Origin of the sequence: Kineosporia sp. NBRC 101731, assembly GCF_030269305.1 — a bacterium.
GTDB lineage: Bacteria > Actinomycetota > Actinomycetes > Actinomycetales > Kineosporiaceae > Kineosporia.
In genome coordinates, this window is the sequence record NZ_BSTC01000013.1 from 71,933 (window position 1) to 85,578 (window position 13,646).

Genomic DNA, 13,646 nt, shown 5'->3' on the forward strand with positions numbered 1-13,646 from the left:
CATGCAAAATCTCCCCGGACTTCTAGAACTCTCGGTCGAAGAGTTCTAGAACGCCGGGGAGATTTTGCATGATCACGAACGAAGTAGGTGGGGGGAAGGGCTGGGGCCCAAGGGGGTGTGACTGGTGCGTATCGCCTACGTCGGGTGAAATGGGACCGTGACCAAAGCTCTTGTGCTCGGCGCCGGTGGCCCTCTCGGTATTGCCTGGCAATCAGGCCTGATCAGCGAGCTCGGCTCCCGGGGCGCTGATCTGTCCACCGCCGATTTCGTGCTCGGCTCCTCGGCCGGGTCGGTGGTGGGCGCCACGCTCGCCGCCGGGCGCGATCCCCGGGGCCTGGTGGAGCATGTCTCCGTTCCGCTGCCGGTCCCCGGTGGCGGGGCGGGCGACATCTTCGCCGAGCTCTCCGGCCTGGCCGCCGGTCGGCCCGACAACCCCCTGGCCGCGATCATCGACCACGCGTTCGCGGCCGACACCGTCGACGAGGCCGCGTGGGTGAAGCAGTCGCTGTTCGCGTCGCTGGCCGGGGTGCCGTGGCCGGCGGCATTCCACTGCGTGGCGGTCGACACCACCACCAGCAGCCTGCATGTGTTCCACGCCGGCTCCGGGGCCGACCTGCCGTCCGTGCTCGCCGCCAGCTGTGCTGTCCCGGGCATGTTCCCGCCCGTCACCCTGAACGCTGGGCCACACATCGACGGCGGTCTCTTCAGCCCTCTCAACGCGCAACTGGCCGTCGGTCACGACCAGATCGTGGTCATCTCCTGTTTCCCTCTCACCGACCTGCCCGCAGAGATGGCCCCGGTCGCCCAGGGGCAGCTCTCCGAGGTGGAGCATCTGCGGAACAACGGCAGCCAGGTGCGGCTCATCGACCCTGACCAGGAGTTCCGCGAGATCAGCGAATGGGGCGCGGCCGTCATGGACAGCTCCCGCGCCGCCCGCGCCTTCGAGGCCGGGGTGAACCAGGCCGGCCGCCTCGACCTCGAAGGGCTCTACTAAACCGGTACCGCGTCGAGGCGGCGTAGCTCGTCCATGATGGTGAGCCAGTGCCGGGGGTCGGTCACCACGGGTTCGTAGAAACTCATGCTGTCCACCACGCCGCCATAACTCTCGTGCAGGCGGCGGGCCACATCCTGTGGCTCGCCGACGAAAGCCAGCGTGTTGAGGGCGCTGTCGTCGACCGCCGCCGCCATGTCGGCCGTGCGACCCCGCATGGCCAACCGCTGCAACTCGGCCCCCATCTCGCTGAGACCGTGCAGTTCCAGCAGTTTCGCGTACGACGGGGTCGCCGTGTAGAAGGCCAGCTGCGCCCGGATCCGTTCCTTCGACGCCGCCAGCTGCTCCTCGTCCGAACCCGTTGCCACCATCGGGCTCACATGCAGCCGGAAACCCTCCATCGTGCGCCCGGCCGACTCCCGCCCCCGCTCCAGCGCGGGCAGGGTGACCTCCTTCAGAAACAGAGGGCTACTGATGTTGTGGCACAGGAACCCGTCCGCGACCTCCCCGGCGAGCTGGGTCATGCGCTCGCCGACACCGCCGAGCATCACCGGCGGACGGGGCAGGCCACTGGGGCCCGGGTTGAAGAAGGGCACCATGAGGGTGTGCCGGTAGATCTGGCCCCGGTACCGCAACGAGCCCTCGCCCTCGAACGCGTCCCAGATCGCGTGCAGGGCCTGCACGAACTCCCGCATGCGCGAGACCGGTTGCGACCATGGCATCGAGAACCGTTTGATGATGTGGGCACTCAGCTGGGTGCCGAGACCCAGCTGAAAACGCCCGCCCGACAACGTCTGTAGGTCGTGCGCCAGCATGGCCACGTTCATCGGGTTGCGGGCGAAGGCCACCGCCACGGCCGTTCGCAGGCCGAGGCGGTGGGTGGCTGTCGCGGCAGCGGTGAGCGACACGAACGGATCATGGTTCGCCTCCGCGACATCCACGCCCGCGAAACCGACTTCCTCCATCACCCGTGCGGTTTGGGCCAGCTGTGCCGGCGGTGCGGACAGCGCGAGGTACCTGATCTCCATGAAGGGCTCCCGATCAGCGACGGTGTGTCGGTCCGCTGAAACGGTGCGATCCTCAGGAGCGGTTTGTCAAGAAGCTTCCGGCAGCACCGCAGTTGCGGTCAGCTCGAGCTTCAGGTGCCGGCCGGCCATGCCCTTGGAGGCGTCGATGCCAAAGGCGTACCGGTCGACCGAGGCGGTGCAGACGGCCGTGAACGACCCTGCGGTGATAGTGGATTCGGTGACGGTCCACTCGATCGGGGCGGTCACCGCGCGCACCGTGAGCTGGCCCCGCAGCAGCCAGCCGGCCGGTGTCTCGACGACCTCGGTGGAGGTGAAGGAGATGGTCGGGTGCTCGGCCGCGTGCAGGAACTTCTCGGCCTTGACGTGCTGGTCGCGCAGATCCTGCCCGCTGGCGAAACTCTCGGTGGAGGCGACGGCCTGGGCGCTGGAGGCGGTGAGTGGGTCGGCGATCGTGACGGTGCCGGAGACCAGGGCGAAGGTGCCCTCGACCTTCTGCAGCCCGAACATGTGCCGGGTGCTGAAGCGGATGGCCGAACGATCGGTGTCGAGAACGTAGGTACCGACGGTCGGGAGCTGGACTTGACTGCTGGTGGTCACAGAAATCTCTTTCTGGAAGGGGATTCCCGGGCGGTCGATCGGGACGATCGTATCGCGACGTTCTCCCCAAGCGTTTCTCAAGCGCGTCTGGAGAAGGGCGTCGCATGCTCTCGGGACAAGCGACGGGCCGAGGGTGGGAGCTGGGGGACATGCGGGTTCTGCTGATGGCCGAGGACCGGGACTTCGTCACCGAGCTGACGACCGGCCTGCGAAGACTCGGCTGGCTGGTGGAGGTCGACGTACTGGGCACCGAGGCGGTGGATCGCTGCCACGAGGTGGACGCCGTGGTGGTCGACCTCATGCACACCGGGATCGACGGGCTGGCCCTGGTGCGGGAACTGCGCACCCGGTGCCTGGTGCCGATCGTGCTCGTGAGCAGCCACGACGACGAACTCGACCGGATCCTGGGCCTGAAGCTCGGCGCCGACGACTTCCTGGTGCGGCCCTTCGGCCTGCGTGAGCTGGGTGCCCGGCTGGAGGCCGTGGTGCGCCGCGTGACCGGTGACTGGGAGAGGGCGGTCGTGCCGGCCGGGAACTCCCGGGCCATCCGCATCGACGTGCGGGGCCGCAGCGTGCGGGTGCAGGACCGCCACGTGAACCTGACCCGCAAGGAGTTCGACATCCTGGCCCTGCTGGCCTCCGACCCGGGCCGGGTGTTCGGGCGCGAGGACATCATGACCGAGGTCTGGGGCCACGACGGTGCCGGTGACACCCGCACGCTCGGGGTCCACATGGTCGGCCTGCGCCGCAAGCTGGGCGAGCCCGACGCCATCGAGACCGTGCGGGGTGTGGGCTTCCGGCTCGCCGCGCACTGAAACACCCCCACGAAAACCACTGATGAATCGGAGTGTTCTGCCATGACCGCGATCCCCCTGGACGAGAAGCAGCAGATCAAGGACATCGTCTGCCGGATCCTCGAGGTCGAGGACGACGAGGTGACCGACACCAGCCTGTTCATCGACGATCACGACGCCGACTCGATGCGGCTGATCGAGATCCTCTCGGCGCTCGAGGTGAACCTCAAGGTCAGCATCCCGCAGAACGAGGTTCCGCGGCTGGTCAACCTCGCCGGGGTCTACGACGTCGTGGCGGAGTCGGGCCGGTGAGCACCAGTACCCCGACGGAGCACCCACGGGTGAGTATCGTCGGCTGGTCGGCCGTCTCGCCGTTCGGTACGGGCCGGGCCAGCTTCGCCGACGGGGTCGGTCAGGCGCGGGCCACCAGCGCGGTGATCGACCGGGACCACTGGCAGGTGCCGGACGGCCGGGCCTGCCTGGTGCCGGACTTCGACGTGCGGGCGGTGCTGGGCAAGAAGGGCACCCGCACCATGAACCGGATGACCGGCCTGGCCGTGACCACGTCGGGCAACCTGCTGAAAGAACTGGGCGAGCCCTTGGGGGCGCAGGACACGTTCGGCCTGGTGCTCGGCACCACGCTCGGAAGTGCCCAGAGCGCCATCGATCTCACCCGCAGCGGGCTCACCGGCGACAAGCCGTTCCACATCGAGTCCGGGGCGATTCCCTATGCCGTGATGAACGGCGCCGCCGGTCAGTGCGCCATCTGGCACGGGCTCAAGGGGCCGAACGCGACCGTGGCGGCGGGCCGGTCTTCGGGTCTGCTGGCGCTGAACTACGCCCGTCGGCTGTTGCTCACCGAACGAGCCGCGTCGGTGCTCTGCGGCGCGGCCGAGGAGTACTCCGCCGCCCGCTCGTGGATCTCCCATCACAGCCGTGACACCGGAACCGATGAGCAGGTGCTGGGTGAGGGGTGTGCGATGTTCGCCCTCACCACGCAGCCCGCCGTCGAGCCGCTGGCCGAACTGCTGACGATCCGCACCGAGATCCACTCCGGCCCCGACTGGTCCCGCTCTGTCCGGCGATGTGTCGAGAAGGCCCTGGCAACGGCCCATCTCGATGCCTCACAGGTCTGGGTGGTGAGCCCGTCGGGTGGTGACACCCCGGCCGCCGCGGACGAGATCCGGGTGCTGCGGGAACTCTTCGGTGAGGACTCGGTGCTCGACCCGGTCACCGATCTGGTCGGGGAGACGCACGCGGTCTCGGCCTCGTTCCAGCTGGCCGGCGTGCTGAGTCTGGCCGGGCAGGACCCCGCGGCCGCCGGGCGGATCGCCCTGGTCTCCTCGGTCGACCCGGTCGGGAGCGTGGCGGTGGCCGTGTTGCGACTGGGAGCGGCGGCCTGAGATGACCCAGCTGACGGCGGCCCGGACGGGGCTGCGTCTTCGGCCCCGCACCCTGCTGCTGGTACTCGCGGGGAACATGCTCGTGGACGCCCTCGAGGTGTCGGCGATGATCGTCGTGATGCCTTCCCTGGGAAGAGATCTGGACCTCTCGCCGAGCAGCCTGCAGTGGATGATGTCCGGGTTCGCCCTCGGCTTCGGGGGCCTGCTGCTGGTCGGGCCGCGGGTGGTCGGGCGTTTCGGCCGGCGGCGGGTGTATCTGGCCGCGCTGGTGGTCTTCGCCCTGGCCTCGCTGGTGGCGGCCCTCGCCTCGGGCCCGGCCGTGCTGACCCTCACACGCCTGGTCAAGGGCGTGTGCGCGGCGCTGACCGCTCCCACCGGGCTGGCGATCATCGGTTCGTCCTACCCGCAGGGGCCCGAACGCGACCGGGCGGTCTCCGTCTACACGTTCTGCGGGGCCTGCGGATTTCTCGTCGGTCTGGTCTCCACCGGCCTGCTCACCGAGGTCAGCTGGCGTCTGGCGCTGGCCTTCCCGGCCCCCGTGGTGCTGGTGCTGGCGGAGCTCGGCCGCCGGGTGATCCCCCGGGACGGCGACATATGGAGGACGCCCACCTCGCCCCGGCCGGGTCGCCGAAGGTTCCCGGACCCTCGCCTGGTGCGGGCCGCGCTGGGCGCGGCCGTGCTGAACGGCTCGTACCTGGGGCTGCTCTTCCTCCTGACGTTCCAGCTGCAGAACGGTCTGCGCTGGGGGCCCGGGCACACCGCGCTGGCCCTGCTGCCGGCCGGGGCGCCCCTGGCGCTCTCGGCGCTGACCTCCGGGCGGATGGTGCGCCGGTTCGGTCCGCCGCGGCTCATCGCCCTGGGGGCGGCGGTACTGCCGTTCGCTTCTCTGCTGTACCTGCGACCCGTTCTGCCGCACTCGTACGCGACCGACGTGCTCCCCACCCTGCTCCTGCTGGCCGTGTCCTTCGTCCTCGCTTTCGCCGCCCTGAACGTCCAGGCCACCCGGGGCCTTCCGGCCGGATCGAGCTCGATCTACCAGGCCACCGTGCAGGCCGGGGCGGTGGTCTCGGTGATCGTCGCCGGCGTGCTGGTCACCGCGGACGAGACCCGGACCCTGGTCGCGCTGATCGCGGCGGCCGGTGGGGTGGGACTGATCGTCGCCCTGATCGGCCTGCGCCCGAACCCGGGCCGCAACCAGATCCCGAGCTGAGGAAGGAAGACCCTCCATGCGCATCCTCTTCGTCGCCGGAGGCGGTCTCGCCACCGCCTACGCCCTGGCGCCGCTGGCCACCGCGGCCCGCAACGCCGGCCACCAGGTGGTGATGGCCGCCAACGACGACGTCGTGCCGGCGATCACCGGTTCCGGGCTGCCCGCGGTCTCCGTGAGCTCGGCCCCGATCACCCGGTTCATCTACGCCGACCGCTTCGGCGACCCGGTCGACATCCCCACCGACCCGGCCGGTCAGGTGGCCTTCACCGGGGAATGGTTCGCCCGGATGTCGGCCGAATGGCTCGGCCCGCTGGAGCGGATGGCCCGGGTCTGGAAACCGGACGTGGTGGTCGGCGGCACGATGTCGTACGCGGCCGGTTTGCTGGCCCGGCGTCTGGGGGTGCCCTACGTGCGGCACGCCTGGGACGCCATCGACGCCTCGGGCGTGGACGAGGGCGCGGTGCGTGAGCTGTTGCCCGAGCTGGCCGAGCTGGGGCTGGACACCCTGCCGGTGCCGGAGGTCTTCATCGACGTCTGCCCACCCGCCCTGGCCCCCGACCAGACCCTGCCCGCCGGGAGACGGGTACCGATGCGCTGGGTGCCCACGAACGGTCAGCGGGCCCTGGAACCGTGGATGTACACCCGTGAGGACCGGCCCCGGGTCTGCCTGACCACCGGCAGCCGGGTCCGCGCCGACGCCCCGCAGGGCGACTTCCGGCGCCACGGCTACGAACTGCTGCTGGCCGTGGCCGAGGTGACCCGCACGCTCGACGTCGACCTGCTGGTGGCGGCGCCGGACGAGTCGGCGCTGGCGATCGGAGCCGCGTTGCCCGGGGTGCAGGCCGGCTGGATCCCGCTGGACGTCATGGTGGGCAGCTGCGACCTGCTGATCCACCACGGCGGCGGCACCACCGCCCTGACCGGCCTGAGCGCGGGCGTGCCCCAGGTGATCATCCCGCAGGGCGCGGTGCCGGGCCTGGGCGCCGAGCGCATCGCCCGTCACGGTGCCGCCGTGTGCCTGACCGCATCGGAGGCGGCCGACGACCCGGGGGCGGTCGCCGATGCCTGCCAGGAGGTGCTCAAGCAGCCCTCCTACACCGAGCGGGCCCGCGAGGCGGCCGCGCAGATCGCCGCGATGAGCACGCCGTCCGCGGTGGTCTCCGTGCTCGAGAAGCTGAGCTGAGCGGCGTCCTCCATCTTTTTGTGAACCGAACACTCGGGAAGGTGAACCATGTCGCAGGAGCCGATCCAGCTCGCCGTCATCATCGGGAGCGTGCGCGCAGGGCGTTTCGGCCCGGCCGTGACGCAGTGGTTCGCCGGGCAGACCCGCGATCACAGCGCCGTCACGGTCGATGTGATCGACCTGGAGCAGTACCCGCTGCCGTTGCGGATGCCCGACTTCGGCGAGGAGCCGCCGGTCGAGGTCGCCCCGGTGAAGAACGCGCTGGGCGAAAGACTGCAACGGGCAGACGCTTACGTGGTGGTCACGCCGGAGTACAACCACGCCCCGCCGGCCGCGCTGAAGAACGCGATCGACTGGTACCGCTCGGAGTGGGCGGCCAAGCCGGTGGGCCTGATCTCGTACGGCGGGCTGAGCGGTGGTCTGCGGGCCGCGGAGCACCTGCGGCAGATCTTCGCCGAGCTGCACGCCATGACGGTGCGTGACGCGGTGAGTTTCCATCACGCCTGGAACGACTTCACCCATGAGGGTGAGCCGTCCAGCCCGGAGGGCAGCGAGGCCGCGGCCAAGGTGCTGCTCGATCAGCTGGTCTGGTGGGGCGTCGCGCTGCGCGACGCCCGCCGCGCCCGGCCGTACAACGTCTGAGTCCCGTGGACGTCATCGGAACCGGATTCCTGGCCCGGCATCTCGCAACCCTCGAGAACCGGCACCGGGACGTGATCGCGCTGGCGGCCGGGGTCTCCTGGGCCAGCGGCACGTCTGCCGCGGACTTCGCCCGGGAAGAGGCACTGGTGCGCCGCACGGCCGAACGCTGCCGCAACACCGGCCGCACCCTGTTGTTCTTCTCGACCGCGTCCGCCGGGGTCTACGGATCGGAGAAACCCGGTCTGGAGAGCGATCCACCGCACGCGCGAAGCCCTTACGGGGCGCACAAGCTCGGGCTGGAAGAGGTCGTGCGCTGTTCGGGCGCCGATCATCTGGTACTGCGGCTGGGGCATCTGGTCGGCCCGGGGCAGCCGGAGCACCAGTTGCTGCCCACCCTGACGCGCCGGTTGCGCTCCGGGTCGGTCACCGTGCAGCGCCACGCCACCCGCGACCTGGTCGACGTGACCGACGTGGTCGGCGTCATCGACGCGCTGCTGTCGGCGGGGGCGCGCCAACAGATCGTGAATGTCGCCTCCGGGTATGCGGTTCCGGTCGGACTGGTGATCGATCACCTGGAGCTGCGGCTCGGCACCCAGGCCCGGCGCGAGTTCCAGGACGCGGGCGCCTCGCACCGGGTGGGTATTGGCAAACTGCGCACGCTCGTGGCGGCGGACCGGTTGCCGGCCTTCGGGCCGGACTACTTCCGCCGGGTGCTCGATGATTTCGTGGCGGCCGAGACCACCCGGACGCCGACGTGACGCCCCTGCGGATCGGGGTGCTGGGGGCGGCGGGGATCGCCCGCCGCCGCATGCTGCCCGCGATGGAGGCCGATCCGGGGATCCGGGTGGTCGCGATCGCCAGCCGGAGAGCCTCGAGGGCCGAGGGCCTCGCGTCCCGCTACGGGGCCCGGGCCTTCGGGGACTACGAGATGCTGCTGGCCGACGCGGAGGTGGAGGCGGTCTACGTGCCGCTCCCGCTGGCCCTGCACGCCCCGTGGGTGGAGGCGGCACTGCGGGCCGGAAAGCATGTGCTGGCCGAGAAACCGATCGCCATGGACGCCGCGACCAGCCGCCGGCTGATCGCCCTGGCGGCCGGTCGCGGGCTGGTGCTGATGGAGAACGTCTTGTTCGTTCATCACTCCCAGCACGGGGCGGTGCGCCGCCTGGCCGCCGAGATCGGCGAGCTGCGCTCATTTCAGGCTTCTTTCGCCATTCCCCGGCTGCCGGCCGACGACATTCGCTACGACCCCGACCTGGGTGGGGGCGCGTTGTGGGACGTCGGGGTCTATCCGGTGCGCGCGGCGATCCACTTCCTCGGTCCGGAGCTGAGGGTGGTGGGTGCCGCCCGCCGGAGCGATCACCGGGTCGATCTGGGTGGGGCAGCTCTGCTGCGTCGCCCCGACGGGGTGAGCGCGCAGCTGGTCTTCGGCCTGGACGACGCCTATCAGAACAGCTATGAGCTGCGGGGGAGTACGGGCCGGATCACGGTCGACCGGGCGTTCACACCCCCGGCCGGCCATCTGCCGGAGGTGACCCTGGAGCGGCACGGCACCCGCGAGCGCGTCACCCTGCCCGCCGATGACCAGACGGGCCGATTGCTGAAGACGTTCGTCACGGCGGTGCGCTCGGGTGCGGCGGAGAGCGCCGACAGCCTGCGGCAGATCGAACTGCTCGACGAGATCCGGAATTTCTCGCACCACTCGCACCCGGAGGTGCCGGTCGGATGATCACACTTGAATCCGTCGAGTTCCACGTGCCGGAGCGCGTGGTCACGGTGGCGGACCGCGCGCAGGAGCTCGGGCTGAGCGCCGAGCAGATCCACATGTTCGGGCGGGTGCACGGCCTGGACCGGATGCACTACGACCCGGACGTGTCTCTGCTCGACCTGATGGTGCCCGCCGCGAGAGCCGCGCTGGGCGACACCGATCCGCGGTCGATCCGCTATGTGATCTACGGGCACGCGATGCACGGCACCGCGGACGCCCGGGCCGGTATCGCCGGTCAGGTCCGGCAGGTACTGGGACTGAACGGCGCGCAGGTGATCTCGCTGACCCAGCAGAACTGTGCGATCTCGCTGAGCGCGATCGACGTGGCGGGCACGCTGTTGCGGGCCGGTGGTGACCCTCTCGCCCGGGCGCTGGTGGTGACCGGTGACAAGCCGGTCTCGCCCGACGCGAAACTGGTGATGAACTCGTGCATCGTCGCCGACGGGGCCGCCGCCTGCCTGGTCGCCTGGAACGGGACCGGTGTGCCGGTGACCTCGTTCGCGACCCGGACGACCGGCGAGCACTACCGCGGGATGCTCACCAATGCGGCGGGTTTCCGGGCCGCCGCGGCCGCGAGGCCGGGAGCGATGGCCGCCGCGATCGAGGGCGCCCTGGCCGGGGCGGGCTGCACCATGGACGACATCCAGGTGATCATCCCGCCGAACCCGAACGTCGTGTACTGGAACGACACGATCACCAGTGATGCGGTGCGGGAGAAGTTCTTCTTCGACAACATCCCCCGCTACAGCCACGCCCTGGCCGCGGACGTGTTCATCAACTACGTGACCCTGCGCGACGACAAGCGCCTGGAGCCCGGTCGGCCGCTGATGTTCGTCGCCATCGGGGTCGGGATGACCTTCTCCGCCATGGTTCTCGTGCCCGGAGCAGAACAGGGGAAGATCTGATGCGGCTGCACGCCACGGCGAGCATCGAGAGTTCGGGGGAGGCCGGGCACGTCGAGCTGATCGACCGGCTGCTCCAGGAGAGGAGCGAGGGCCCGGGTGATCCGCTGAGCCCGGACCTGGTGATGCTGGCCTACCCCGATCACGACCCGAGCGGATACCTCACCGCTGCCTCGTACCTGAACATGCGCACGGGTGGACGCGCGCACAGTTTCGCGGTCTCCGGTGAGGGGGCGGCGGGGGCCACCACGGCCGTGGGCATCGCCCAGGCGTACGGCGAGGCCGGGCGCAGCACGTCGTCGCTGCTGGTGCTGGCCCAGGTCCCGGGGCCCGGGCAGCCGGTGGGCAGCGCGGTGATGCTGCACTTCGACGGCGGCCCGGGATCGGGAACCGTCGAGATCGACGAGCAGGGCGGCGAACTGACGACGCGCCTGGCGGCGCTGTCTCCCGGGGGCCCGGTGCTGGTGGTCACCGGGGAAGAGCCGTCCGGCCGGCCGGACGGCGTCACGGTGCACCGCCCGGCCGGGTCACCGGGCTACGGCGGGGAGTGGCTCGACCTGGCCCGGCACTGGTCGCGGTGGCAGCACGAGTACGCGGTGGTCGTGGTGCACCCGGCCGCCGACACCGGGCGGATCGTCGTCCTGCGCAATCGACCGTGAGGTGAATCGTTCAGGACGGGGCGCTCTCGGGCAGCCAGGCCTGGATGGCGTCCATGACCCGTTCCAGGCCCTCGTGGAACCGGGCGTCGGGTTCCAGGTGGGCCGTGACGGTCTCGTGCAGCATGCGGGAGAACCGCGGGTACCGGCCCGAGGCGACGAGCTCCCGGGCGTAGGGGGCGGAGCGGCGCATCCACTCACGCATGTCGACGTGCGTGTGCAGGGCCTCCTGATCCCAGCCCACCTCGTCCCGGGCGAACCCCTCGACGTAGCTGCTGAGCAGGGTGTACAGGCCGGTCAGCTCGTCGACGGGCAGGTCGTGGCCGTCGAACACCGAGAGCGTGAACTCCAGCTGCCGCAACGTGTTCGGACCCCAGATCGGATGCCCGGGCATGCGCGTGGCCAGCCAGGGGTGCTTCAGCCACAGGGCGCGCCGCTGCACCGCGATCTCGGTCAGGGCCTCGCGCCAGCCGCCGAAGCTCTTCCCGTCGAAGTCCATCTCGCCGGCCACCTCGTCGATCATCAGCTCGACGAGGTCTTCGCGGTGGGGCACGTACCGGTACAGCGTCATCGCTCCCGCGCCGATGTCCGCGGCGATCCGTCGCATCGATGCCGCCTCCAGCCCCTCGGCGTCGGCGATCCGAATGGCGGCGGCCGTGATCTGCGACCGGCTGAACGACCGGTTCGGCCCCGGCGAGCTCCGTCGCGACGCCCGCACCGGCCGCTCGGGCCGGGCCCAGATACTCACCGGCTCGACAACCTCGACGGCCTCGCCCGTCTGGCCCACGTCTACGGGCTCGCCGACCTCGTCCTTCATGAACCGCCCTTTCCTGCGCCTGCCCACTTGTTGCGTACACCGTACTTAGTCAGTATCGTCGAACCAATCGCGTACGCCGTACTCAAATACATCAGTTCACTACCAACCCCGCGGGGGCCGTCATGACCGAGAGCGTGAGAACCCAGCAGGAGAGTGGGCCGGAGGTCGCGCGGCCGTCCCTGCTCATACCCGTGAGCGCCCTGGTGCTGGGCCTGGTGATGGCGGCGCTCGACCAGGTGATCGTCGGTACGGCGCTGCCCACGATCGTCGAGGACCTGGGCGGGCTCGACCTGCTCGCCTGGGTGGTCACGGCCTATGTGGTCACGAGCGCGGCGACCACGCCGGTCTGGGGCAAGCTCGGCGACCTGTACGGGCGGCGCATCACCTTCACCACGTCGATCTCCATCTTCGTCGTCGGTTCCGTGCTCGCCGGCGCGGCGCAGACCATGGAGCAGCTGATCACCTTCCGGGCCGTGCAGGGCATCGGCGCGGGCGGGCTCATGGTGGGTGCCTTCGCGCTGGTGGGCGACCTGGCCTCCGACCCGCCGACCCGGGTGAAGCTGCAGACGGCCATCGGGGCGGTGCTCACGGCGGCGCTTGCCAGCGGCCCGTTCGTGGGCGGCGTGCTCACCGACCAGCTGAACTGGCGCTGGGCGTTCTACATCAACATCCCGATCGGCGCGCTCGCCCTGACGGCCGCCCTGGTCGGCCTTCCCCGCGGAAAGCGGCGGGGCAACGCCCGGTTCGACTACCTGGGCGCGCTCGCGCTGGCTGTCGGTATCGTCGGCCTGACCCTGACCCAGTGGGTGGGGCCGGAATACGGCTGGGGTTCCTGGCCGATGCTGATCCTGCTGGTGGTGTCGGTGCTCTCGATCGCCTCGCTCCTGCGCATCGAGAGCCGTGCGGCCGACCCGGTGCTGCCGCCGGTGCTGTTCACCGAGCGCGACTTCAACGTCGCCCAGGTGCTGGGCCTGTTCAGCGGGGCCCTGATGCTCGTGGTGATGGTCTACCTGCCGCAGTACCTGCAGAACGTCAAGGGCGTCACACCCACCACCAGCGGCCTGCTGGTGCTGCCCTTCCTGTTCGGCATGATCGGCGCGCAGATGCTCAGCGCGCCCTACCTGACCCGCACCGGGAAGTACTGGCCGTTCCCCATCGCCGGCGGCATCGTGCTGCTGATCGGGGTGCCGCTGCTGCTCCTGCTCGACACCGGCACCCCCACGGCGGTCGCGTCGTTGCTGCCGTTCGTCACCGGGGTGGGGGCGGGCCTGGTGCTGCAGAGTTCCCTGCTGCTCACCTTCGCCAGCGCCCCCATCGAAGACCTGGGCGCCGCCAGCGGAATGATCAACCTGTTCCGGGGTCTGGGCGGCTCCCTGGGCGTCGCCGTGCTGGGCTCGTTCTACACCCACCGCGTGGAGGACCAGATCGCCACGAGCGGCTTCCCCAGTGCCGTGGTGTCCGGATTCCACGGCGTGGTCCTCGGTTCCGTGGTGCTCAGTGCCCTGTTGCTCGTCACCGGCTTCTTCGTGACCCGGCGCATCATCGCCGGCGACTGACCCGTACGACCACCCGAAGGCGCCGTTCCCGTTGCGGGACGGCGCCTTCGTCGTTTGCTCTAAGCCGGCGTGAGTGAAGACCTAGCGAAAACCTAGAGGGTG

15 protein-coding genes are annotated in these 13,646 nt (G+C 70.3%); 12 read left to right on the forward strand and 3 right to left on the reverse strand.

What is annotated here, in order from left to right; all coding sequences use genetic code 11:
- The first annotated feature begins 157 nt into the window (after positions 1-157).
- Positions 158-994, forward strand: coding sequence for a patatin-like phospholipase family protein (locus QSK05_RS28465; RefSeq protein WP_285600439.1), 837 nt, complete (start codon positions 158-160; stop codon positions 992-994).
- Here QSK05_RS28465 and QSK05_RS28470 read toward each other — a convergent pair.
- Both QSK05_RS28470 and QSK05_RS28475 read right to left on the reverse strand, forming a co-directional pair.
- Entirely contained in the window at positions 991-2,019 is a 1,029-nt protein-coding gene (locus QSK05_RS28470; RefSeq protein ID WP_285600440.1) for a TIGR03617 family F420-dependent LLM class oxidoreductase, read from the reverse strand. The two genes, QSK05_RS28465 and QSK05_RS28470, sit on opposite strands and share 4 nt — an antisense overlap.
- Positions 2,020-2,085: 66 nt before the next feature.
- Positions 2,086-2,616 carry a YceI family protein gene (locus tag QSK05_RS28475; RefSeq protein WP_285600442.1) on the reverse strand — a complete coding sequence of 177 codons (531 nt, stop codon included), beginning with the start codon at positions 2,614-2,616 and terminating at the stop codon, positions 2,086-2,088.
- A 149-nt stretch (positions 2,617-2,765) separates the two neighbouring features.
- Between QSK05_RS28475 and QSK05_RS28480 the strand changes: the two genes are divergently transcribed.
- The 10 genes from QSK05_RS28480 to QSK05_RS28525 are packed head-to-tail and all read left to right on the forward strand — an operon-like array spanning position 2,766 to position 11,174.
- On the forward strand, positions 2,766-3,431 hold the full coding sequence (locus QSK05_RS28480; RefSeq protein ID WP_285600443.1) for a response regulator transcription factor: 666 nt from the start codon (positions 2,766-2,768) through the stop codon (positions 3,429-3,431).
- Between the two features lie 42 nt (positions 3,432-3,473).
- Entirely contained in the window at positions 3,474-3,722 is a 249-nt protein-coding gene (locus tag QSK05_RS28485; RefSeq protein ID WP_285600444.1) for an acyl carrier protein, read from the forward strand.
- A complete protein-coding gene (locus QSK05_RS28490) occupies positions 3,719-4,813 on the forward strand; it encodes a beta-ketoacyl synthase N-terminal-like domain-containing protein (RefSeq protein WP_285600445.1) in 1,095 nt (364 codons plus the stop codon). Before QSK05_RS28485 ends, QSK05_RS28490 begins: the two co-directional genes overlap by 4 nt.
- A gap of 1 nt (position 4,814) precedes the next feature.
- Positions 4,815-6,023: an MFS transporter gene (locus QSK05_RS28495; protein WP_285600446.1), complete on the forward strand. Its 1,209-nt coding sequence runs from the start codon at positions 4,815-4,817 to the stop codon at positions 6,021-6,023.
- Positions 6,024-6,039: 16 nt separating this feature from the next.
- Positions 6,040-7,206, forward strand: a complete 1,167-nt coding sequence (locus QSK05_RS28500) for a nucleotide disphospho-sugar-binding domain-containing protein (RefSeq protein WP_285600447.1) — start codon at positions 6,040-6,042, stop codon at positions 7,204-7,206.
- A 48-nt stretch (positions 7,207-7,254) separates the two neighbouring features.
- A complete protein-coding gene (locus QSK05_RS28505; protein ID WP_285600448.1) occupies positions 7,255-7,848 on the forward strand; it encodes an NADPH-dependent FMN reductase in 594 nt (197 codons plus the stop codon).
- 5 nt (positions 7,849-7,853) lie between these two features.
- Positions 7,854-8,606, forward strand: a complete 753-nt coding sequence (locus QSK05_RS28510; protein ID WP_285600449.1) for an NAD-dependent epimerase/dehydratase family protein — start codon at positions 7,854-7,856, stop codon at positions 8,604-8,606.
- Positions 8,603-9,574, forward strand: coding sequence for a Gfo/Idh/MocA family protein (locus QSK05_RS28515; protein ID WP_285600450.1), 972 nt, complete (start codon positions 8,603-8,605; stop codon positions 9,572-9,574). Before QSK05_RS28510 ends, QSK05_RS28515 begins: the two co-directional genes overlap by 4 nt.
- Positions 9,571-10,518, forward strand: a complete 948-nt coding sequence (locus QSK05_RS28520; protein WP_285600451.1) for a 3-oxoacyl-[acyl-carrier-protein] synthase III C-terminal domain-containing protein — start codon at positions 9,571-9,573, stop codon at positions 10,516-10,518. Before QSK05_RS28515 ends, QSK05_RS28520 begins: the two co-directional genes overlap by 4 nt.
- A complete protein-coding gene (locus QSK05_RS28525) occupies positions 10,518-11,174 on the forward strand; it encodes a hypothetical protein (RefSeq protein ID WP_285600452.1) in 657 nt (218 codons plus the stop codon). The genes QSK05_RS28520 and QSK05_RS28525 overlap by 1 nt, the downstream gene beginning before the upstream one ends.
- 10 nt (positions 11,175-11,184) lie before the next feature.
- On the opposite strand, the gene QSK05_RS28530 is transcribed toward QSK05_RS28525, so the two are convergent.
- Positions 11,185-11,988, reverse strand: coding sequence for a TetR/AcrR family transcriptional regulator (locus QSK05_RS28530; RefSeq protein WP_285600453.1), 804 nt, complete (start codon positions 11,986-11,988; stop codon positions 11,185-11,187).
- Positions 11,989-12,110: 122 nt separating this feature from the next.
- On the opposite strand from QSK05_RS28530, the gene QSK05_RS28535 reads away from it, so the two are divergent.
- Entirely contained in the window at positions 12,111-13,544 is a 1,434-nt protein-coding gene (locus QSK05_RS28535; protein WP_285600454.1) for an MFS transporter, read from the forward strand.
- The last annotated feature ends 102 nt before the right edge of the window (positions 13,545-13,646 follow it).